Source organism: Comamonas sp. Y33R10-2 (assembly GCF_019355935.1).
Classification (GTDB): domain Bacteria; phylum Pseudomonadota; class Gammaproteobacteria; order Burkholderiales; family Burkholderiaceae_C; genus Comamonas.
This window is the reverse complement of the sequence record NZ_CP079925.1, coordinates 3722453-3744744: the sequence shown is the minus strand read 5'-3', so window position 1 is coordinate 3744744 and position 22292 is coordinate 3722453. Positions and strand designations below refer to the sequence as shown.

The 22292-nt window shown below is 55.6% G+C and carries 15 protein-coding genes; 11 read left to right on the top strand and 4 right to left on the bottom strand.

Annotated features, from left to right (window positions below; translation table 11 throughout):
* The first annotated feature begins 63 nt into the window (after positions 1 to 63).
* From KUF54_RS16900 to KUF54_RS16865, 8 genes are all read left to right on the top strand, one after another.
* Complete coding sequence (locus KUF54_RS16900; RefSeq protein WP_219343983.1) at positions 64 to 1443, top strand: amino acid permease; 1380 nt, start codon at positions 64 to 66, stop codon at positions 1441 to 1443.
* Between the two features lie 4 nt (positions 1444 to 1447).
* Positions 1448 to 2080 carry an arylformamidase gene (gene kynB / locus KUF54_RS16895; RefSeq protein WP_219343981.1) on the top strand — a complete coding sequence of 211 codons (633 nt, stop codon included), beginning with the start codon at positions 1448 to 1450 and terminating at the stop codon, positions 2078 to 2080.
* A gap of 72 nt (positions 2081 to 2152) precedes the next feature.
* Positions 2153 to 3460, top strand: coding sequence for a kynureninase (gene kynU / locus KUF54_RS16890; protein WP_219343980.1), 1308 nt, complete (start codon positions 2153 to 2155; stop codon positions 3458 to 3460).
* Between the two features lie 151 nt (positions 3461 to 3611).
* Positions 3612 to 8114: an autotransporter outer membrane beta-barrel domain-containing protein gene (locus tag KUF54_RS16885; RefSeq protein ID WP_255576185.1), complete on the top strand. Its 4503-nt coding sequence runs from the start codon at positions 3612 to 3614 to the stop codon at positions 8112 to 8114.
* Positions 8115 to 8129: 15 nt separating this feature from the next.
* Positions 8130 to 8765: an OmpA family protein gene (locus KUF54_RS16880; RefSeq protein ID WP_219343978.1), complete on the top strand. Its 636-nt coding sequence runs from the start codon at positions 8130 to 8132 to the stop codon at positions 8763 to 8765.
* Positions 8766 to 9262: 497 nt separating this feature from the next.
* Positions 9263 to 9787 carry a toxin-activating lysine-acyltransferase gene (locus KUF54_RS16875; protein ID WP_219343976.1) on the top strand — a complete coding sequence of 175 codons (525 nt, stop codon included), beginning with the start codon at positions 9263 to 9265 and terminating at the stop codon, positions 9785 to 9787.
* Positions 9784 to 12963 (top strand): autotransporter outer membrane beta-barrel domain-containing protein, encoded by a 3180-nt coding sequence (locus tag KUF54_RS16870; protein WP_219343974.1) that lies wholly within the window; start codon positions 9784 to 9786, stop codon positions 12961 to 12963. The genes KUF54_RS16875 and KUF54_RS16870 overlap by 4 nt, the downstream gene beginning before the upstream one ends.
* Before the next feature lie 15 nt (positions 12964 to 12978).
* Positions 12979 to 13611, top strand: a complete 633-nt coding sequence (locus tag KUF54_RS16865; RefSeq protein ID WP_219343972.1) for an OmpA family protein — start codon at positions 12979 to 12981, stop codon at positions 13609 to 13611.
* 208 nt (positions 13612 to 13819) lie between these two features.
* On the opposite strand, the gene ada is transcribed toward KUF54_RS16865, so the two are convergent.
* Positions 13820 to 14698: a bifunctional DNA-binding transcriptional regulator/O6-methylguanine-DNA methyltransferase Ada gene (gene ada, locus KUF54_RS16860; RefSeq protein WP_219343970.1), complete on the bottom strand. Its 879-nt coding sequence runs from the start codon at positions 14696 to 14698 to the stop codon at positions 13820 to 13822.
* A gap of 145 nt (positions 14699 to 14843) precedes the next feature.
* Between ada and kynA the strand changes: the two genes are divergently transcribed.
* Together kynA and KUF54_RS16850 are read left to right on the top strand one after the other, a co-directional pair.
* Positions 14844 to 15719: a tryptophan 2,3-dioxygenase gene (gene kynA / locus KUF54_RS16855; RefSeq protein WP_219343968.1), complete on the top strand. Its 876-nt coding sequence runs from the start codon at positions 14844 to 14846 to the stop codon at positions 15717 to 15719.
* 156 nt (positions 15720 to 15875) lie between these two features.
* Positions 15876 to 17159, top strand: coding sequence for a nitrate/nitrite transporter (locus KUF54_RS16850; protein ID WP_219343966.1), 1284 nt, complete (start codon positions 15876 to 15878; stop codon positions 17157 to 17159).
* A 44-nt stretch (positions 17160 to 17203) separates the two neighbouring features.
* Here KUF54_RS16850 and KUF54_RS16845 read toward each other — a convergent pair whose 3' ends face one another.
* Together KUF54_RS16845 and KUF54_RS16840 are read right to left on the bottom strand one after the other, a co-directional pair.
* Positions 17204 to 18394, bottom strand: coding sequence for an FAD-dependent monooxygenase (locus KUF54_RS16845; protein ID WP_219343964.1), 1191 nt, complete (start codon positions 18392 to 18394; stop codon positions 17204 to 17206).
* Between the two features lie 124 nt (positions 18395 to 18518).
* The gene (locus KUF54_RS16840; RefSeq protein ID WP_219343962.1) at positions 18519 to 18809 is read right to left on the bottom strand and encodes an H-NS family nucleoid-associated regulatory protein; all 291 of its coding nucleotides are present in this window, start codon (positions 18807 to 18809) and stop codon (positions 18519 to 18521) included.
* A gap of 968 nt (positions 18810 to 19777) precedes the next feature.
* Between KUF54_RS16840 and KUF54_RS16835 the strand changes: the two genes are divergently transcribed.
* Positions 19778 to 20632, top strand: coding sequence for a symmetrical bis(5'-nucleosyl)-tetraphosphatase (locus KUF54_RS16835; protein WP_219343960.1), 855 nt, complete (start codon positions 19778 to 19780; stop codon positions 20630 to 20632).
* A gap of 66 nt (positions 20633 to 20698) precedes the next feature.
* On the opposite strand, the gene KUF54_RS16830 is transcribed toward KUF54_RS16835, so the two are convergent.
* Complete coding sequence (locus tag KUF54_RS16830; RefSeq protein WP_219343958.1) at positions 20699 to 22135, bottom strand: DEAD/DEAH box helicase; 1437 nt, start codon at positions 22133 to 22135, stop codon at positions 20699 to 20701.
* Positions 22136 to 22292 lie beyond the last annotated feature (157 nt).

Below are 22292 nucleotides of genomic sequence, written 5' to 3'. Positions count from 1 at the left end.
AGATTGGTTACAAGTATTCGCGGGATACTTGCCATTCTAATTTTCAGCATCCACATGTAAGCAATGGCTAACTTTGAGAGTATTCAGCAACGCGAGACAGGACTGCAACCGCACCTGAACTCGGCCCAGATGACCATGATTGCCATTGGCGGCGCCATTGGCACTGGCCTCTTCATGGGCAGTGCCTTTGCCATTGGCTTTGCCGGCCCCAGTGTGCTGATCAGCTACGCCATTGGCGCTTTCATCGGCTTGCTGCTCATGGGTTGCTTGGCCGAGATGACGGTGGCCCACCCCACCTCAGGCTCTTTTGGCGCCTATGCCGAACACTACATCAGCCCGCTGGCCGGATTTGTGGTGCGCTACGCCTACTGGGGTGCTGTAGTGCTGGCCGTGGGCATGGAAGTCACGGCCGTGGGCAAATACATGGCTTACTGGTTCCCGGCTGTCGATCAATGGATCTGGGTCGCCCTGTTCTCCGTACTGCTCGCCGCCATCAATGCCACCAGCGTCAAAGCCTTTGGTCAGGTGGAGTACTGGTTCTCTATGGTCAAGGTGGTTGCCATCGTGGCCTTTATCCTGATCGCCGCCTATGTGGTGTTTGGCACGCGCCCCGAAGGCGTGGGTTTTGAGAATTACTTTGTTGATGGGGGATTTTTTCCCAACGGCTGGTGGGGCACCTGGGTGGGCGTGATCGTCGCCATCTTCAGCTACCTCAGTCTGGAGTCCATCGCGATTGCTGCCGGTGAAGCCCAGAACCCCAAGCAGGCCGTAACCCGCGCTTTTCGCTCCACGGTTGTGCGCTTGGTGCTGTTTTATCTGCTGTCGCTGGCTTTGATGCTGGCCATCGTTCCGTGGAGCCACGCCAGCACAGACAAGAGTCCGTTTGTGAAGGTGATGGAGATTCTGCAGATCCCCGGCGCGGCGGCTGCTCTCAATTTTGTGGTGCTGCTGGCATCGCTGTCGGCCATGAACAGCCAGCTCTACGTCACCTCTCGCATGATGTTCAGTCTCTCGCGCGGTGGATACGCACCCAAGCGCCTGAGCCGGCTCAGCAAAAGCGGCGTGCCACTGGGCGCGATTGCGGTGTCTTGCTTGGGTATGGCCGTGGCCATGGTGCTCAACGTCTTCAAGCCCAAGGAGTCGCTGGAGCTGATGATGTCGATTGCCATGTTCGGCGCCATGTTTGCGTGGTTCATGGTGTTTGTGACCCACCTGTTCTTTCGCCCCCGCTGGCAGCGCGAGAACCCCGGCAAAAAACTGGAGTTCCGCATGTGGGGCTTTCCGGTACTGTCCTTCATCGGTGCGCTGCTGATGCTGGGCGTGATCGTCACCACCTTGTTCACCAAAGAGTTCTATACGACAACGCTGGTAGGTGTGCCCTTTTTGATCTTGCTGGTTGCTGCCTACACACTCTGGTATCGCCCACGCGCTAACAAAGCCTAAAGCCATGACACGCCAAATCTGGGATATCTCCCCCGCTATTCACCCTGCCGCGCCGGTGTTTCCGGGTGATACACCTTACAGCCAGGAATGGGTTGCCAGCATTGGCCCGGGCTGCCCAGTCAATGTCAGCGCCATCCACCTCTCGCCCCATGTGGGCGCGCATGCCGATGCGCCGCTGCATTACGACCCGCAGGGCGCCGCCATTGGAGCTGTAGATCTGAATGCTTTCCTCGGCCCCTGCCGCGTCATTCACGCCATCGGCTGCGGGCCACTGATTGAGTGGCAGCATATTGAACATGCCATCAACGCCAGCTTGCCCCAGCGCGTGCTGGTGCGCACCTACCAAAAAGCCCCGACAGGCTGGGACCCCGACCTTGCCGCTTATGCGCCAGAGACCGTGAGCAAACTTGCCGACCTCGGCGTCCAACTCATCGGCATCGACACCGGCAGCATTGACCCGGCCAGCAGCAAGACTCTAGACAGCCACATGGTCATCCGCCAGCGCAATCTGCGCGTTCTCGAAAATCTGGTGCTCGACACTGTGGACGAAGGCGACTACGAGCTGATCGCCCTGCCTCTCAAACTCACCGAGGCCGATGCATCGCCGGTGAGAGCCATTTTGCGGGCCTTGCCCTAAATTTGCATATAAAACGCCCGCAAGCCCAATCAAAATATGGACTTGCAGCTATCAAAAACATAGAGGATGACGATGACGACCTTGCAAGACTGCCAAGCGCTGGACGCACAAGACCTCCTGCGCCCCCTGCGCGAGCGCTTTGCCCTGCCCGAGGGTGTGATTTATCTGGACGGCAACTCTCTGGGCGCACAGCCCAAGGCAGCCGCCGCCCGCGCTGCTGAAGTGGTGACGCAGCAATGGGGCCAAGACCTCATCACATCCTGGAACAAGGCCGGCTGGATCACCCTGCCCGAGCGTCTGGGCAACCAGTTTGCACCGTGGCTGGGCGTGGGCGAAGGCGAGCTGGTGTTCACCGACACCACCTCCATCAACCTCTATAAAGTGCTCAGCGCCGCCGCACGCATCGCCCGGGAAGATGCTCCAGAGCGCAAAAAAATCATCAGCGAGCGCAGCAACTTCCCGACCGACCTCTACATCTCCCAGTCCGTCTGCCAAGAGTACGGCCTGGAGCTAGTGCTGCTGGAGCCCGAAGACATCGCCGCAGCGCTGCAGGATGATGTGGCGATCTCCATGCTCACCCATGTCAACTACCGCACCGGGGCCATGCACGACATGGCGGCGGTCACGAAGGCAGCCCATGCCAAAGGTATTCTCTGCATCTGGGACCTGTGCCACAGCGCAGGCGCCGTGCCCGTAGACCTGAAGGCGGCCAATGCCGACTTTGCCGTGGGTTGCAGCTACAAATACCTCAACGGCGGCCCCGGCTCGCCCGCCTTTGTCTGGGCCCATCCGCGCCTGATCAACCGCTTCTGGCAACCACTGTCAGGCTGGTTCGGCCATGCCGAGCCTTTCAAGTTCGTGCCCGACTACCACCCCGCCCAAGGCATTCAGCGCTATCTGTGCGGCACCCAGCCCGTGATCAGCATGAGCGTGCTGCAGTGCGGCATCGACATCTATACCGAAGCCGAGTCCTTTGGCGGCATGCCCGCATTGCGCGCCAAGTCGCTGGCGCTGACCGATCTATTCATCAAACTAGTTGAGGAACGTTGCCAAGGGTACGGCCTGGGCCTTGCCACCCCACGTGACCATGCATCGCGCGGCTCCCAGGTCTGCCTCACGCGTGAAGAAGGCCTGGGCGTGGATGGCCAGGACAGCGGGGCTTACGCCATCATTCAGGCCCTGATTGCCCGCGGCGTGATTGGTGACTTCCGCAAGGGTGACGGCGGCACCGGAAAGCACAAAGACATTCTGCGTTTCGGCTTTACGCCGCTGTACGTAGGCTTTGAAGATGTATGGCACGCCGTGGAACACTTACACCAAGTGTTGATATCTGGCGAATGGCAGCAAGCACAATTCAACCAAACCTACGCGGTGACTTGAGCTAAAAGCTCAGGGACAAACACAGGAATTGCGTATTTATTTAATTACATAAATAAACATTTAATTCTAAAAATTACAACTTTTCCTGACATACGAAACGATTTAATTTGCGGACCATCACCTCATAGTTTTTGATTTGGGGGGATGGCTTGTGAATTTAGTCTTCAAAAGCATATGGAACACCGCACTCCAATCATGGGTGGCCACCCCTGAAACAGGGCGTGCACGCGGTAAAACCAAAAATGTAGTCACCGCTGCTGCCGTGGGCCTTCTACTGAGTTCTGCACAGGCCGTGGTGCTCAGCCCCAGAGCCTCAAGCAACTTCGTTGAGATCAACACTCCCGGCAACACCAATACGCCCTTGGTGTCATCAGAGGTTTTATTAAATGCATATCAACTAGGCCGTTCTTACCATATTGACGTTGCTCGCTACCTGTTGCCCTCTAATGGTTACGGCTGGCTAACCTCGACTTGGGATGCCACTACGTCCAACTGGCGCATGGTTAAAACAGGCTTGTCGTTTGAACATTCAGCACTCAATCAAGATGGCCTTTATCGCTATCAATTCAGCGACAACTCCCCATACTCCGCCCTCTTCGGCTCTACCCGCCTCGTCAACCTCGACCTCAAGACTCAAGCTGGCGACACTACTGGAATACTGCTCAGCGGCATCAATAGCCTCTCTATTGGAGGTACCTCAACAGACGGTATCAAAACATCATGGGTTGCACCAACCAAGATGAGTTTGGCTGGCCAAAGTAACGCACCAATTTTGGTTGTAGGTGGACAATACACCACCGTATATAGCTCCTTTTCCTCTCTAATCTGCGACCACCCTTCTTTTTGTAATGGCCCCAGTCAAGGCGATGCCCTGACCACCTTGTTCTACGCCAACGCCACCGACTACCGCAACCTTGGCGTAAGCGGCGACCCTTACGTCCAAAGAGGAGGAGCCAATAAAGCGGTAACCTCGGGCACCCTTCACAACAACGGTGGCAGCACTGGCATCACTGCATACGATGGAGCTGCAGGCTCTGCCACCAATATGCTGCAGCTGAATGCCAACGAATATGTCACGTTCAAAGGCGGCGTCAAAGTCAATACATTAGGCAGCCGCCCTATCGTGGCCGTCGCCAACAAGCTGCTGCACGCTACGGTAGACAGCACTCTGGTTCTGCAAGAAAGCAATCGCGCCCCAGCATTCACCGCCAATGTGCGTGGCCAATACCGCAACGGCAGCAATCAGGTTACTACGGCACAACAAACCTCTGGCACGCTGGGAACGCCTACCGAGTACAACTACGTCGATTTCAGCGGGCAAATCACCACTATAGACACCAAACCGGTTGATCCGGTCACAGGTTTTTCATTGACTACTAGCCCGGTTGCGCCAGCCATCATCAATGCTATTGGCATTGAAATGCTGAACCCGGGCAAGAGCGATAACACATCCATCGTCATGCTTGAGATGGGGCGCCGCAACGCTAGCCTGAACACACCCAGCCAGATCAGCCTAGGCATTAACGTGACCCATGGCACAGGCGTTTTCGCCATCGGTGGTGCCGATGTAAATATTGATGTGACAGCGCAATCCAAAATTGACCTGAGCAATGCCAAGGGCGTCACGACCGGCATTTTGGCTGCAGCCGTAGGCACAACCAACGGCAGCAGCCGCCTGATGAATACCACGACAGGTCTAAGCAAACAGCTTGTCAGCACCACCACGGCAGCCAATACCTTGGCGGTTTCAGATCTAACAAACTACAACTCATCGCAGGTGCAAGAGAACTATCAATTCCAGCCCCCTAAAAACGTTCCTTACGATTACCGTCTAACCGCTACTACCTACCCTTGGTTTTCCATCAGCAATCAGGGGGAGCAGGAAGCTCGCCCCGGTGGAGCACTGGATGCTGCTTCCAGCAACCCTGCGGACATGAGTTTTCAGTCACGCATCAAGCCCGGCCTTGTGATTTCCAACGCCGGCACGATTCAAGTCGCCGGCGATATGACTCAGGCGCTGAGCACTACCGCTGGCTATTACCAGAATATTTTTGTCCCAATGGGTGAGGCAAATACGCAAAATTCCGCGGCGAATGCAGGTATTGCGGCCTACACCATCAACGACCCAGCCACTGTCAACAACAGCGGCAGCATTTTGACCGGCGGCGGATCGACCATTTATGTGGCCCAGCAAGGCGAAGTAGCAAAGATCAACGATGCAACGATTCGTGCCTCCAATATCACCAAAACCCAGTCTATGGATACCAATGATCTGGGCGGCATTGTGGCCCCGGTCTTTGACTTGCCGTCTGCTCAAAATGTGAAGCTTACCGCCAGTAACTCCGGCAGCATTGGCAGCACCAACCCCAACGGCTTCCAAGGCCCCGCCATCGCCGTAGTCGCCTCGGCCATTCAGCAAGATGCCTCTGGCGCAGATGTCACAAGCAGCCGCCAGATCAACATTCAAGCGCAAAACACGGGCAACATCGACATGGGCAACTCAGGTCATGCCGCATCGGTGTTTTATCTGCGCGCTGCCAAAAACGGAACATTGGATATGACGGGGCAAACAGGAAGCATTGCCTCCAGCGCCAGCGATTTCAATGAAGCGGCGCTCTTTCAACTGATTGACGCTGATGAATACAAATCTCTGAACTTTGCCCAAACCGGTGGCACGCTGATGGGCAATATTGAAACCCGATCGCGCACCACCACCCCCGGCGATGGAACGGATACTTTGACGTTCACCGATGTGACGTACAAAGGCAATTTTCGTCTCGGCCAAGGCAATGACACGCTGAGTTTTCTGGGCAACAGCGATTTAAGCAATGTCTTCGTGATGGACGGCGGCATTAATGCCGATAGCAGCCAAGGCACTGACGTACTGAAGGTGGGCGGCACCATAATGCTCAACGGCCAAACCCCAGCAACAGGTTCCGCCAACAATGCGCAAATCATCAACTGGTCTGACATCAAAGTTCTGGATCAGGCCCGCCTGAACCTGACGGGTGATTTAGGCCAAACGGCTACCGCCGCCCTGAGCAGCTTGCAAATCGGCCCGGCCGCGACGCTCTCCAAAACAGGCGTCAATCAAGTTAATGTCTATGCCGACCAGTTGAGCAATGCAGGCACGATCGATCTGCGCGATACCGCCGGTAAACCGCTGGATGTCTTAACGCTTCACGGTAACTATGTGGGTTTGCCGGGCTCCAAACTCGTGACCGTGGCCACGTGGACTAACCCCAACGACTTACAGACCGATCTGCTGAAAATTAACGGCAACGCCTCGGGCGCCACCACTGTCGCAGTAGCCGGCGGCATATTTGGAGATGTCACGCGCGATCAGCAGCAAAAAATATCCAGCAATCCGGTGGTGCAAGTCGATCGCGCGCATGCAGACAACGTCTTCACCGGCGCTGCCCCCACCACCAACGCAGGTGAAGCGCAACTGATCAAGCAAGGCAACAACTACTACTGGACGCTGGAGGCCACTCCCCCGCCGCCGCCATCGCCCTCCCCTACACCGACGCCAACGCCGGTTCCGCCTGCTCCACCTGCACCACCTACACCTCCCGCGCCCACAGCGCCGCCTTCGGCCATCATCAGCCAACCAGTGCCCGGTTATTTGCAGACACAGCAGGCCAATATGGAGATGGGCTTTAGCCAGTTGGGCAAGCTCCATGAGCGTGTCAGCGAGCAGCAAACATGGGCCTGGGACGATTGTGGCACCCGCTGCGATCAGTACGATGCAGCCAAGAAAGCCCACAAAAAGATTTACCCCATGTGGGGCCGCCTGAATGCGGACTACCTCAAGCTGCAAGGCAATAACCGCTACGGCCTTAAAAGCACCACCGGCTTTGTTCAGTTTGGCGGGGATCTGAATGTCGCCAAAAACCAAGACGATCAATCGCGCCGCCACAATGGCGTGATCGTGACCTACGGCTGGGGTAACCACGACTTCTACGACAGCAAGCGGGCAACGAACGGCTTAATTTCCAGCGACCAATACACCGGCAAATCCAATACCGACATGCTGTCGCTGGGCGGCTACTCCACTTGGTATGCCAACAACGGCACCTATGTCGATTTGGTAGGGCAGCTGTCGTGGATTCATAACAAATATGCCTCGCGTGATGGCTACAAAGTCAATCAAAGTGGCTGGGGCTTGGGTTTGTCTGCAGAAGTCGGCCGGCCTTGGCAAATTGGTAGCAGCCAATGGCTGATTGAACCCCAAGCGCAGCTCAGCTACCAAACGGTTCGCTTAGGCGACATTCATGACGGTGTGCGCCAAGTCAGCAGCATGAACGCCGATGCCTTACGTGCACGCATTGGCGCACGTTTGGCCTGGAACGACCGCTACAAAGACCAGCTGCGCACAAAAACCTTCTACCTCACCGCCAATGTGCTGCGCGATTTATGGGGCAACGAGCCTTCAGTGAACGTGGGCAGAGAGACTGTGCAGGAGCAGTACGGCAAAACATGGGCAGAGCTGGGTGTGGGCACGCAATGGGCCCTGAGCAAAGCCTCGTACCTGTATATGGACCTTCGCTACCAACGCTCCCTTGGAAGCAACAACGGCGCCTTAGGTAGCGACTTCAGCAGTGCCTCGCGTGAAGGCTACAACGGCCGCATTGGCGTGCGCCACTCTTGGTAAGCAATGGGTATCAACATGACACCATCCTCTACTTCATCGACGTCATCCACGACCAAGCAGTCATTGACTGCTGCGAGCCATCTCGTCGTCTGGCTGGGCCTGAGCGCCGTTCTTTCGGGCTGCGCAAATTTGCATGATGTGCCCAACCGCTGGTGCGACCCGGAGACCGTTGACGTTCCCGTTGGGCTGCAGCCCATCGCAGAGCCCGCTGCGGTGCCTGAGCCGGTCATCCCACCCACGGCCGCGCGCTACAAAATTCGGCTTGAAGCAGATGCACTGTTCCAATTTTCAGGCGCTCGCTTGAGCGATATGAAGCCCTCAGGCAAAGAGGCGCTCAATGCGCTGGCGGCCCAGTTGCACAAGGACTACATCCGCGTCGATCAGTTGCTGGTGGTGGGGCATACCGACCGCTTGGGTGCAGCGCAGTACAACCAGCGCCTGTCTGAGCAGCGTGCCCAAACCGTTAAGCATTACCTGCAAAGCCAAGGCATTACCGCCCCCATCGAAGCACGGGGTGTGGGCAAAAATGAGCCTCTCAGCACCCAATGCAAGGGCTTTAAATCAAGCCCTGCCTTGATTCAATGCCTGCAACCCGACCGGCGTGTGGAAGTGGAAGTCTTGGGCGTAAACAAGACGACCGCCAAGCCTTAACACATAAAGGTTAGGGGATAAGGGATCGCCGTTTGGTGCAACTCTTGCACTGCATCCCCTAATTACTCTATTTTGTCTTTCGCCAGATGCGCGCTCATGCCGCATCTGGCTTTTTTACAGGGCGATGCTAAAGCGTTTCGCTGCGCTGTACGTTGTTTTACGCAGGCGTTGGCAACCCTTTACCGACGCCCGTAGGACACCGCAACTCTCGCTAGTCATCAGAGCACTTACACCAGCATCTGAATTTCAAAAACGCAAGTAGCGAGAGTGCAACACCCTGCATTTCGCAGTCTTCAAGCCGATTTATGCCACTTATTGACAAGGCCGCTCCTCTGGGGAGCGGCCTTTTTTATGGGTACCACCGGCCCTGCTAGTCGCACTGATCTCAGACGGGTAATGCAAACAACTGCAAACACACCTAATCAAAAAAACTATCGATATATACAAATCAATCTAAATTATTAAGATCAACAAAAGCTATCAAAGGAGGCTTGTTGATGAAAATAAACGAAATACGCGTCATCGTCCCAAAGTTCGATGCCAGTGAAAGCTGGAGCGAAGCGGAAGTGCTTGGCGCCATGGTGTTTCTGTGGAGTCAACAGGACTATTACCGCCAAGGCTCGGTGGAGTCTGCGCTGGCTAACCTCCTGCCCATCATTCGGCATCGCAACTTTTGCCTGTTCATCAAGAATGGGGCCCCCATCGGGTATGTGAACTGGGCTTACTTCTCCGAGCAAGAAGCGGCCGATTACGCACAGCGTCAGCACGAATACGCCCACTACCTGGAAACCTGCGCTCAAGAGCAGGCCGGAAAGCAGCTGTGGCTGCTGAGCTCCTTCTTCCCCACAGGGGAAGTGCACCTATCTCGAAGAATCCTCAGAGACCACGTCTTTAAAAACCAAAGCGTGCGCTTTCTTCACCACAAGCCTGCTGACGCACCACTTTCCAAGGCGTTTTCCGGCTCGCATTTTGAGCATCACCACACCCCATACACGGCAGCGGCAGCAGGAGCAGTGCAATGAACAGAATCTATAAAAGTCTCTGGAATGCAGCCAGCGGCAGCTGGGTAGCCGTTGCGGAAACCAGTCGCTCCTGCGGCAAGAAGACGAGAAACCAGCGCTCTGCAGCGGGCATTGCCATCGCCTTTCTGTGCGCTTCGCCTTCCTTCGCGGCTGTGCTGTGTCAAAACGCGGCAGATGGGTCTTATCTGCCCACCAGAAGCGCGTCACCACAATGCGACACCATCGACCCCAGCACCAACACCAAATTGCAAAGTGGTGTGATTCAGCTCGCCCCCGCGGCAGGCTTTTTCATCATCAGCCGTAACAATATCCCGTTGACCATCACGCAGGACTTCAATGTCAATGCCACGGTCTCCGGCGGCTTCGCAGGTATTGCCAACCAGTACACCTCAGGTTTGCAGATCAACCTACAAAACGGCACGCTGAAATATGTCTCTAACGGCAACAGCAGCGGGATCGGAGCAGACACCAAGACCACCATCAATGCGGGCAATATCTCCATCGATGGGACCATGAACGCAAATCGCAATGCTTCCGAAATCTACGGTCTGCTGGCAGGCTCCACCGTCAATTCTGGTGAAAATATTCCTAACAACAATGGCACTTTCTCGACCATCAATGTCAACAATCTGACGCTGAAACAATCGTCCCCGCTGAAATCTATTCCCGCTCTGAACTCGGGTCTGCGTGCCATTCAAGGTGCCGCCGGTAATGCTGGCAATGGCAGCTCAGGCAAGATTGTGGTCAACGGCACCTTGGACATGAATCTGAGCGGCCCCCGTATCGAGGGTATTTATGTCTCGGGCGCCGCTGTGGACCTCGACACCAAAACCATCGAGGCTGCTTCTCAAGTCATTCTGAAAGGCGACAGCAAAATTGTTCTGGACAATGCCGGCAAGACCGTAACAGGGTTTGACAGCAGCGCCATCAAACTCGGCAAGAGCCGCGCCGTGGGTACTGGCAAAGGCTATATGGAGTCCCATGGCTTCATGCAAATCGATGCCTCCAAAGCGGTGGGGGATGCCATCAAGCTGGCCGTCAGCGACTCGGCCCTGAACGCCAACTATGCCGGCAGCTCTGCCGATGTACTGGCCAACAGCAGCGCCATCGCCATTGGCAAGTTGGACTACACGACCAGTACCGACTCGCAAAACATTTCCGTTGCACTGGGCCAGGCCAAACTGCGCACCGTTTCCGCCACGGCGCCGCTGCTGGTCCTTGATGGAGGGCAGCAAAACGTCAAGCTTCTTTTTGACCGCAAGTCCGACCTGGCCGCACCTGCCAATGGCTATTTGCTGGATATCGTCAACGCCCTCAACGTCAGCACACCGTCATCCGTACAGTTGACGCTGGACAACACCAGCACCATGGCCGGTCTGACCAACAAGACCTATGCCAATTCCACCATCAATGTGGACCTCAACAATCAGTCCGTCTGGAATCTGGTGGCCATGCAGTCTGGCGCAGCTCCTCAAACCTCCACGCTGGACAATCTGAATATCAATTCGGGCTCATTCCTGAATGCCTTTAACGGCTTAGGCACTGCCAACTTCATCGTCAACGCCACGAACCTCAACTCTTCAACTGGCACCATCAATCTTGCTGATGGAAAAGCCGGCGACGTCCTCACGCTCAATGGCAACTACCACGGTCTCACTGGCTCCAAGTTGCTGGTGGATGGCACTTGGAACAATCCCAACAACCTGACCACCGATGTTTTGAAGATCAACGGTGACGCTTCAGGAGCTACCGCGGTCTCGGTCCCCGGCGGCCTGCTCGGCGACGTGACGCGCGATCAGCAAAAGAAAATCTCTAACGTCGCAGTGATTGAAGTGGATCGCACCCATACGGACACCGTCTTTACCGGCACTGCGCCCACCATTAACGCGGGTGAAGCCCAGTTGATCAAGCAAGGCAACAATTACTACTGGACCTTGGAAGCGGCGCCACCGCCACCCCCTCCTCCTCCACCGCCTCCTCCTGCTCCGACTCCGGCACCTTCTCCAGCACCTTCTCCAGTACCTTCTCCAGCACCTTCTCCAGCACCTTCTCCTGCACCTTCTCCTGCACCTGTGCCCCCCCCTGCTCCGGCACCCGCACCGGCACCTACGCCAGCGCCGCCTCCCGTGCAAATCATCAGCCAGCCAGTCCCCGGCTATCTGCAGACGCAGCAGGCGAATCTGGAGATGGGATTCAGCCAGATGGGCAAATTGCATGAACGCGTCAGCGAACAGCAGACATGGGCTTGGGATGACTGCGGCACCCGCTGCGACCAGTACGACGCCGCCAAGAAGGCCAACAAAAAGATTTACCCCATGTGGGGCCGCATGAATGCCGACTATCTGAAACTGCAGGGTGACGCACGCTATGGTTTGAAGAGCACAACAGGCTTTGTGCAATTCGGCGGTGACGTCAATGTCTCTAAAAATGAACAAGACCAGTCTCGCCGCCACAATGGTGTGATGGTCACCTATGGCTGGGGTAACCACGACTTCTACGACAACGGGCGTGCGGTCAACGGGCTGATCTCTGCCGACAAGTACACCGGCAAGTCCAGCACAGACATGCTTTCACTCGGCGGCTACTCCACCTGGTATGCCGATAACGGCACCTATGTGGATCTGGTCGGCCAGCTTTCGTGGATTCACAACAAGTACTCATCACGCGATGGCTATAAAGTCGGCCAGAACGGCTGGGGACTGGGTCTCTCGGCGGAAGTGGGTCGCCCCTGGCAAATTGGTGACACCCGCTGGTTAATTGAGCCGCAGGCACAACTGAGCTATCAAACCGTACGTTTGAACGACATTCAGGATGGTGTGCGCCAGGTCAGTGGCATGGATACCGATGGTCTGCGCGCCCGTATCGGCGGGCGTCTGGCCTGGAATGACCGCTATGCCGATAAGCTGCGCACCAAGACTTTCTACCTGACGGCCAATCTGCTGCACGATCTGGCAGGCAACAACCCGTCTGTGCAGGTGGGACGCGACACCGTGCGAGAAAACTACGGCAAAACCTGGGGCGAAGTGGGCGTAGGTGCCCAGTGGGCCTTTAGCAAAGCCACCTATATGTATGCGGACCTGCGCTACCAACGTTCTTTGGGCAGCGACCAAGGAGCCTTTGGCGGCATGCAGCGTGAAGGCTACAACGCCCGCATTGGCGTGCGCCACGGCTGGTAATTTAAGGAGTTCCACATGCATTCAACACACACGCCCATTCGCACCGGCAAGTCACTGCGACTTGCCAGTTTTAGCGCGGTAGCATTCATTACGTTGCTAACCGGTTGCAGCAACTTGCATGACGTGCGCCACCGCTGGTGCGACCCTGAGCCCGTTCTCATCGAAAGCAAACCGCTGGTCGCCACAACCCCAGTTGCGCCGCAACCCGAGCGCCTGACGATCAGGCTGGCCGCCGATGCACTTTTTCAGTTTGATGGCTCACGACTGAACCAGATGACGCATGACGGCAAACGCGCTTTGGATACGCTGATTCGCCAGATTCAAGGCGACTTCTCCAAAGTCGATAGCATCGTCGTCATAGGCCATACCGACCGTTTGGGCAGCCATGCCTACAACCAACGACTGTCAGAGCAACGTGCTCAGACCGTGAAGCGCTATCTGCAAGAAAACTCTATCGCTGCACCGATTGAAGCCATTGGCAAAGGCGAGACCGAGCCCGTCACCACTGACTGCAAGGACGGCAAGGGACGCAAAGTGAGCCCCGCACTCATCCAGTGCCTGCAACCTGACCGCCGCCTTGAGGTGCAAGTTACGGGACTGCGTGCACAATCTCAGCCCCCAACAAACAGCGCCACCACCAAACCTTAAGGCGAGAAGTTACAGCAGCTGACTCTTCAGTTGGAGCCTTACAAAGCCAGATGCGCAACCGTGCATCTGGCTTTTTTATGGAAGAGCAAAGTCGAGAGTAATGCGAAAGCTGCTTTCTTTTTAATAGCAGCTTGTCCTTTTAATTCATAGATATTCGATCAATAACGACTCAAAACCAATGAACTACGAAGGCTAGCTGCTATCATTTTTAGCTGCCAATGCCATTACTCTGTTGAGCCTCGCGTAGCAATAAAGCACGCTTGCGCTCCACACCCCAGCGGTATCCGCTAATGCTGCCGTCACTGCGCACCACGCGGTGGCAGGGCACGGCTACGGCAATCGGATTTGCTGCCACCGCACTGGCCACGGCGCGCGCCGCTTGCGGCAAACCCAGCTGCTGCGCCAACTGTGAATAGCTAATCGTTTGCCCGGCAGGAATGCTTTGCAGCGCCAACCACACGCGCTGCTGGAATGCCGTACCTTGAATATCCAGCGGTAAGGTCAAGCCCAGTCGTGGCTGCTCCATCAGCGCCACGACCTGAGCCACGGTTTGCTCATACTGCGCATCAGCGCCTATCAGTTGCGCGGCGGCAAAGCGCTGCTGTAAATCTTCAACCAGCGCTTGCGGATCGTCCCCCAGCAAAACGCAGCAAACGCCCCGCTCGGTGCTAGCTACCAGCAAGCTGCCCAGCGAACATTCGGCCAGCGCAAAGCGAATGCGCTGGTTTTGCCCACGCTGGCGATAAGACTGCGGCGCCATGCCCAACATGGCGGGTGCATCTTTGTAAAAGCTGCTGCTAGCTTCATAGCCGCTGAGGTAAGCAGCATCTGTCACTGACTGGCTGGACTCAGTCGTCATCGCCGCGCGCAGCTGCTTGCCGCGATGCGCCTTCGCATAGGCCTTGGGCGTCAGCCCCGTCACCCGCTTAAAGCTGCGATGCAGCTGCCAAGAACTCAGACCCAAGCGCTGCGCCAACACCTCCAGTGCAGGCATGGGCTCCTCAGCTTCAAGCAAGCGACAGCATTGCGTGATGCGCTCATCTATTTGAAGACCGATAGCAGGCTGAGAAGGTGTCGGGCTAGGCATGGTTTGAATCAGCGCAGGGCTTTAGATCAATAACAGAGAGAACTTTACGCAAAGCTTTTGCACTCTGCATCCACGTTCTTGCAGCCTTTATGTATCTGGATTCGGTTACGCTGCCGAACATTGATCTATTGATAAAAATGACACCATGACAACCGAATCCTCTGGCTGCCCCATGCATGGCGGCGAATCCATTGTGCGCGACGAGAAAGCCCAGCTCGACTTCAGCCGCGACATGAGCTACGGCGACTATCTGCATCTGGACCAGATTCTCACAGCCCAGCACCCGCTGTCGCCCGCACATGACGAGATGCTGTTCATCATCCAACACCAGACCAGCGAGCTGTGGATGAAGCTGATGCTCCACGAGGTACGCGCTGCCACAGCCGCCATCGCCAACGCTACCAGCGACACCCGGCCCGAGGCCTTCAAGATGCTGGCCCGCGTCTCTCGCATCATGGAGCAGTTGGTCAACGCGTGGAGCGTGCTCTCCACCATGACGCCGCCCGAGTACACGGCCATGCGCCCCTACCTTGCCAACTCCAGCGGGTTTCAAAGCTATCAATACCGCAGCATCGAATTTTCACTGGGCAACAAAAATGCTGCCATGCTCAAGCCCCATGAGCATCGCAGCGATTTGCTTGCACAAGTACAAGCGGCTTACGAGTCGCCCTCTTTGTATGACGTGTCACTGCAACTGCTGGCCCGCGAAGGCATTGAAGTGCCCGCCAACAAGCTGCAGCGCGACTGGACCCAGCCCTACGAGGCCTGCGAAGGCGTGAAACAGGCCTGGATTACCGTGTACCGCGACCCGCACAAATACTGGGATCTGTACCAGCTAGGCGAGAAGCTGACCGATATTGAGGACGCTTTTCGCCTATGGCGCTTTCGCCACCTGACCACGGTGGAGCGCGTCATCGGCTTTAAGCGCGGCACGGGCGGCACGGGCGGCGTAAGTTATCTCAAAAAGATGCTGGATGTGGTGTTGTTCCCCGAAATCTGGAGCTTGCGCACAGAGCTGTAAACCGCTTTGTCTTGACACTTGGCCATCATTCACTTGGCCACAGTTCATTTCGCCATCGCTAATCAGGCTGCCCCTGCTGCTCTTAAGTGACAGCATGGGCAGCCTGAACTCTTTAGGCTGTACACAAAATAGCCGCTTGCAATCGCCGGATTTTTTATGCCTTCCACGCCTTCCGAGCACAGCGCTGCTCTTGCCTCACAAGCCCAGCAGCCTGACCACCCAGCAAGCAGCGCCGCTGTCTGGGCCATGCTGCTGTGCCTGCTCACCGGCTTTGCGCTGAGTCAGGCATTTCGCACTGTCGCATCCATCATTGCCGATGGGCTGCGCAGCGACTTTGGGCTGTCCGCCCAGTCCTTAGGCTCGTTTGCCGGACTGTTTGCACTGTCCTTTGGCGTGGCGCAGTTGATCATGGGCATTGGCATGGACATTTATGGCCTGCGCCGCACGGTGCTGCTGACCTTTCCATTAGCCATCGTCGGGGCGGTGCTGTCGACCATCGCGCCCAACTATTCTTGGCTAATGCTGGGGCAGTTGCTGATTGGCATTGGCTGCTCTCCACTGTTTCTCGCCTGCACCGTGTTTATTGCTCGCCACTTTCCGGCGGAAAAATTCGCTTATATATCCGGCATTGGCCTGGGCTTAGGCGGCTTGGGGCTGCTGTTCACTGGGACCCCCATGGCTTGGCTGGTCCAGCACACGGGCTGGCGCTCTGGCTTTGCGCTGCTGGCCGCGTTAAGCGTGTTGTCGTGGCTGCTGATTTTTTTCAAGGTGCATGAGCCCAAGCTGCTCAGCGACTCACAAACCAAACCCGGTTTTGTGCAAGCGCTACAAGGCTTTGGCAGCCTGCTGCGGCTGCCGCACACCTGGGGCATTGTGCTGCTGGGCATGGTCAGCTACGCATCGTTCTTAACGGTGCGCGGCCTCTGGCTCAGCCCCATGTTGATGGATCGCTACCAGTTCTCGCTCATTACCACTGGCAATGTGGCGCTGGCCGCTTCTCTCATTTCGCTGTTTGTGCCGTCCATTTTCGGTCACTTGGATCCCGGCCCTGCCCTGCGCCGCCAGCGCATTGCACGCTTTTCGCTGCTTATGGCCGCCACCTTTGCCGGCATTGCCTTGGTTCACCATCCCATCTGGAGCGTGGCTCTGCTGATGCTCATGAGCACACTTTCGGGATACGGAACCTTGCTGTATGCCGATGTGCGCTCATCCTATCCACCCGCCACCACGGGGCGTGCACTGTCCCTTTTCACCATGGCTATGTTCTTGGGTGCCGCGCTGATGCAATGGCTATCAGGCATCGTCGCCGGCATTGCCGAGCGACAAGGCGCTGACATTTATCAAGCCGTTATGCTGATGGTGGCCGCAATGCTAGGTATGGGCGTGCTGGCTTACAAAGTGATCAAACCTTCGCCTCTGCTGCAAAGCGTAATACATTAAAAACAGTCTCTAGTCCAATAGATATATAGACCCACAGCTATTATTTAAAGAGCACCCTCATAAAGCCAGGGCACGTCCATAATCCGCCCACCCAAGGCGCGCATCGATAGATCACGGCCCCAGCGCACCAGCCCTGTGGCATGAAAGATGCGGCCGTTGCGCTGTGACCTTGCCTGCACCCGCGCATTACGCTGCCAGCGATTTAAGGCGTAGCGGCGCAAGCGCAAGCTGACATCCAGATCGTGCATAGAAAAAGCGTTTTGCAGCTCAGCTGCATCTTCAATCGCCATGCCTGCACCTTGGGCCAAATAAGGCCGCATAGGGTGGGCCGCATCGCCCAGCAAAGCTACCAAGCCTTGCGCCATCTGATCTGCTGAAGCCACAGGCTGGCGATCAGCAACTGGCCACAGCCGCCATTCGCCGCCCAAGTCCGGCACATGCTGCACCAAGTCTTGTAGATAGCTACAAGTGCCATTGAGGTGCTGCAGCAAGTCTGGCAAATTGACGAAATGATTCCAGTGCTCAAGATCGGCAGGTGGAGGTCCTTGCACAATCACCACCAGATTTTGCAGCTCACCACGGCGTACCGGGTATTGAATCGCATGCAGGTTTGGGCCAAGCCAGGCCGTCACCTCATTCGTGCGCAGCCGCTTGGGCAACTGGGCCTGATGCACCATGGCCCGATACGCCAAATGCCCAGTCACGCGCGGCGGCCCGTCGCTCAGCATCTGAGCGCGCACAGCACTTCGCACACCGTCAGCGCCAATCAGAGCATCGCCTTCAATCAGCTTGTTGGCACTGGTGCGAATGGTGACCACACCATCTTGCTCGGTGTAGCTGCTGACCGTCTGGTTAAGGTTGAGGTGTACCTCAGAAAAATTCTGAGCGGCCTGCAGCAATATTTCGTGCAGGTCAGCACGATGAATCGTGGCGTAGCTTGCGCCATAGCGCTGCACCATATCCAGGCCAAGCGGCAAGCGGCCAAGCTCCTTGCCCGTCACCGCACTGCAGGCGCGCAAGGCATTAGGCGAGGCAACGACCTGCTGCAAAGGCCGCTGCAGCCCCCAAGCCTGAAGCCTGCGCACCACATTGGGGCCAAGCTGAATACCCGCTCCGACTTCGGTAAATTCCGTGGCCCGCTCAAACAGACGAACATCCCAATCTGCCCGCGCAGCGGCAATAGCCGCCGCAAGACCACCGATACCGCCACCTGCAATCAACACCTGCTTATTCATAATTTCTGATTGTGCCGCTTCAAGAGTGCAATTACAGAGAACTTCTTTATTTGCGCTGACATAGAGCACTCACCATTGAAAAAGCCCGCCAAGGCGGGCTTTTTCATCATGCGCAATACGCAGCTTAAATCACGAACTGTTCGCGATCTTGGTCTGCAATCCACTTTGGCGGCTTGCCGCGGCCTGTCCAAGTTTGACCCGTTGCTGGGTCACGATACTTGGGGGCCACCTTAGCACCCGCATTAGCGGAAGCACGCGCACGAGCTGGAGGGAAGACATCTTCAGCAGTCAAACCATATTCAGCAATCAGGCTACGAACCTTGCCCACAGCGTCAGCGAGTTCTCGCGTACGTGCTTCGTTAATTTGCTGCTCTAGGTTTTCTCTCTGCTTAAGGAGTTCCTTGTAAGTGCTCATGATTTGCGCTTCTAGGTTGATTAAAGTGGAATCATTATAAGCGTTTGAATTTTAAATACATCAATTAAATATAAGCAATAACCACAATTAACAATTACTTGATGCATGCATCTTTAGAAATATCCCTCATCAAATATTCAACAATTCAAATGATCTTCAGCACGATTGGCAAAGCATCGCTATTGCCAAAGTTAGAGATACCGCGATCACAACAGCACAAGGATCTGTAGCACATGAAGTACCACCATGGCCTGGGCGAAGGCGATTTCGACGCTCAAAGAGAGAATTCGAGACAGAAATCTCTCTTCCTATCAAGCCCTAAGAAACTTAGAAGGGAGCGCAAACTCTCAAAAATTACTTTTAAATTTCTGAACTTGATGATCCATTTCATCAACAACCTGATGATCTTCACTTTCACGTCAAAGCAATCAAGCGACTGAAGTACACATTCACTTCCAAGTCTGAAAATCAGCGCCCTTGGGTCTGCCCAAATAAAAAATGAAAAAAAGTGCACTAAGAACTCAATCACACTTGTCTCAAGCAGCTTCAGACATCATTGAACACTGAGAAAAAGTACCCTTAAATCCGTTCTTGTTAACTTATAGGAGTTCATCAATAAAAAGCAGCAATCCTCAAAAGAAAACGGCATTGCTTCCGATAAAGATGAAAAGCACAAGTCATACAAACCCGTTTTAATCAACTGAATCGACTTAATCGCTATAAATGCGATAACATTTATTCAAAAAATGGGGAGGGATACGACCCAATCCATCAACAATCAGAAAAATATCAAGATTCAAAAAATGCCCTGAGTAGTCTGCGCACATTTAAATTCGACTAACGACAGGCCGTAAAGGCATGCTTTGCAACGACAACCTTGGTCAATTGAGCCGTCACAAAACACCGTACAGCTGCGCAAGTGATGCGATCTGCGGAAAATCCATGTCTCGCAGATAAGAAAGAAGAACATGGCACTTTACTGTATCGGTGATATTCAGGGCTGTGACGACGCCTTCGAGCAGTTGCTGCACACCGTGGATTTTTCAGCTAGCCGGGACACGCTTTACGTACTGGGTGATTTGGTTAATCGTGGCCCCAAGTCTGCCGAAGTCTTGCGCCGTTGCATGCAAGCCGGCGACTCTATGCGCGTTTTGCTGGGCAACCATGACCTGCACCTGCTTGCCGCAGCTCAAGGCCTGCGCCGCCAAAGCAAGCGAGACACGCTGGCCCAAGTACTCGATGCGCCAGACTGCAACATCCTTTTAGACTGGCTGCGCCAGCAACCTTTGAGCCGGCTGCATACCAATGCCAGCGGAGAAAACCTGCTCATGGTGCATGCAGGTGTTCTGCCTCAGTGGAGCGTGCAAGACTGCATGAGATTGAACACCGAAGTCCAAACAGTGTTGCAAAGTGCTGATTTTTCACGTTTTTTGCAGAATATGTACGGCAACTTGCCAGACCACTGGTCGCCTGAGCTACAAGGTGATGACCGTCTGCGCTGCATCGTCAACGCTTTTACCCGATTGCGTTTTTGCAGCGCCGAAGGCGTGATGGACTTTGAAAGCTCAGAGTCTGCACAGCAGACACCCGAAGGGCTCATGCCTTGGTTTAATGTGCCCGGCCGAGCCACAGCCGACACTCCCATCGCATTTGGACATTGGTCTACGCTGGGACATATCAATCAACCCAAGCTGATGGCAATGGATACTGGCTGTATCTGGGGTGGATGCCTGAGCATGATGCGTATAGGTGAGCAAATGAATGAGCGCGAGCTGATTCAGCTGCAATGCCCTCAAACACAAGTGCCGGGCGCCAAAGGCTAAAACAGCCAGCCTGCGCACCAACAAAAACGCCTGCATGATGCAGGCGTTTTTCAATGCAAACCTTGATTAAGAGGCTGCTACAGGCTCTCGCACTGCAACAGGCACAGGTGCTTTAAACAAAGCGGCAATCTTGCGCTTAGGCTTGATGGCTGCTGCCTTGACGGGCGCATTGCTATCCAAAGCAGCCGCTTCCGCAGCAGCACTTGCCTGATAAGGCTTGTCAAAGAACGGATCAGCCGATGCACGAGGCGCCATGCGTGATGGGCGGTGGGCATGGCTGGTGCGGGGGGCACTGTCAAACTCACGCTCACGGCGGGGACGAAACTCCTCAGAACTACGGCTTTGGCGTGCAGGACGGAAGTCAGCCATAGGTGCAGGCTCAACCACAATTTTTTTCTTGATGAGCTTTTCAATCTCACCCATCTGACGGCTGTCGCTGTCAGCAACCAAGGTCACAGCCAGACCCGATGCGCCAGCACGGCCGGTACGACCAATACGGTGCACATAGTCTTCGGCGTTGAAAGGTACGTCGTAGTTGAAGACGGCAGGCACATCCTTGATGTCCAGACCGCGAGCCGCCACATCGGTACAAACCAACAGATCAACTTCACCGGATTTGAAAGCTTCCAGCGCCTTCAGGCGCTCGTCTTGGCTCTTGTCGCCATGTAAAGCCGTTGCGCGCAAGCCATCGCGCTCCAAAGCGCGAGTCAGGCGTGCACAACCTAGCTTGCTGTTGGAGAAGATGAAAGCTTGGCGAATATCGCGCTCTTTCAACACCGAGCGAATCACATAACGCTTGTCGTCATCTGTCGCCTTGTAAAAGCGCTGCTCCACGGTGGAAGCCGTTTCATTGGGGCGAGCTACTTCAATCGTGATGGGGTCTTGCAAGTAGCTGCCGGCCAAACGCTTGATCTCAGGCGAGAAGGTCGCCGAGAACAGCAGCGTGGTACGCGTCTTGGGCAGGTGCGACAGAATGCGCTGCAGATCGGGCAAAAAGCCGATATCCAGCATGCGGTCGGCCTCGTCCAGCACCACATATTCCACCTGATTGAGCACCACGTTCTTGGCTTCGATGTGATCGAGCAAGCGTCCGGGCGTAGCCACCAGAACTTCGACGCCTTTTTTGAGCTCGATGGTCTGGGGCTTCATGTCCATGCCGCCAAACACCACAGTGCTGCGCAGCTTGGTGTACTTGGCGTACAGCGCAATTTGCTGGGCGACTTGGTCGGCTAGCTCACGTGTGGGCAACAACACCAGCGCACGCACAGGGTGGCGAGCTGGTGAGGCAGAAGCATTTTCATGGCGCATCAAGCGCTGCAGCAAAGGCAGCGAGAACGCTGCCGTCTTGCCTGTACCCGTCTGGGCTGCGCCCATGACGTCCTTTCCGGTCAATACGACCGGAATGGCTTGCGCCTGGATAGGAGTCATGGACTCATAGCCCATGTCGGCAACAGCGCGAGCCAGGGGCTCAGCCAAGTGAAGATTGGAGAAGGAGCTTGTCATTAAGGGCGTTATTGTCGCACTGAGTGGGTTTTTCGCGTTGGCTTTGTGTTTTTTTGACCTGCGATCTGCTTCAAGCGCTGTACTGACAGAGACGCGCAGGCCTTTCAATATCCCGTGCAATCCATCGGGATAACCCGGATTTCTGCAGGGTAACTGC

Coding starts and splice junctions, on each gene's coding strand:
- kynB (WP_219343981.1), top strand. CDS start 1,448: ATGACACGCCAAATCTGGGATATCTCCCCCGCTATTCACCCTGCCGCG.
- KUF54_RS16880 (WP_219343978.1), top strand. CDS start 8,130: ATGACACCATCCTCTACTTCATCGACGTCATCCACGACCAAGCAGTCA.
- KUF54_RS16835 (WP_219343960.1), top strand. CDS start 19,778: ATGGCACTTTACTGTATCGGTGATATTCAGGGCTGTGACGACGCCTTC.
- KUF54_RS16900 (WP_219343983.1), top strand. CDS start 64: ATGGCTAACTTTGAGAGTATTCAGCAACGCGAGACAGGACTGCAACCG.
- KUF54_RS16845 (WP_219343964.1), bottom strand. CDS start 18,394: ATGAATAAGCAGGTGTTGATTGCAGGTGGCGGTATCGGTGGTCTTGCG.
- KUF54_RS16865 (WP_219343972.1), top strand. CDS start 12,979: ATGCATTCAACACACACGCCCATTCGCACCGGCAAGTCACTGCGACTT.
- KUF54_RS16850 (WP_219343966.1), top strand. CDS start 15,876: ATGCCTTCCACGCCTTCCGAGCACAGCGCTGCTCTTGCCTCACAAGCC.
- KUF54_RS16870 (WP_219343974.1), top strand. CDS start 9,784: ATGAACAGAATCTATAAAAGTCTCTGGAATGCAGCCAGCGGCAGCTGG.
- ada (WP_219343970.1), bottom strand. CDS start 14,698: ATGCCTAGCCCGACACCTTCTCAGCCTGCTATCGGTCTTCAAATAGAT.
- kynU (WP_219343980.1), top strand. CDS start 2,153: ATGACGACCTTGCAAGACTGCCAAGCGCTGGACGCACAAGACCTCCTG.
- KUF54_RS16840 (WP_219343962.1), bottom strand. CDS start 18,809: ATGAGCACTTACAAGGAACTCCTTAAGCAGAGAGAAAACCTAGAGCAG.
- kynA (WP_219343968.1), top strand. CDS start 14,844: ATGACAACCGAATCCTCTGGCTGCCCCATGCATGGCGGCGAATCCATT.
- KUF54_RS16875 (WP_219343976.1), top strand. CDS start 9,263: ATGAAAATAAACGAAATACGCGTCATCGTCCCAAAGTTCGATGCCAGT.
- KUF54_RS16830 (WP_219343958.1), bottom strand. CDS start 22,135: ATGACAAGCTCCTTCTCCAATCTTCACTTGGCTGAGCCCCTGGCTCGC.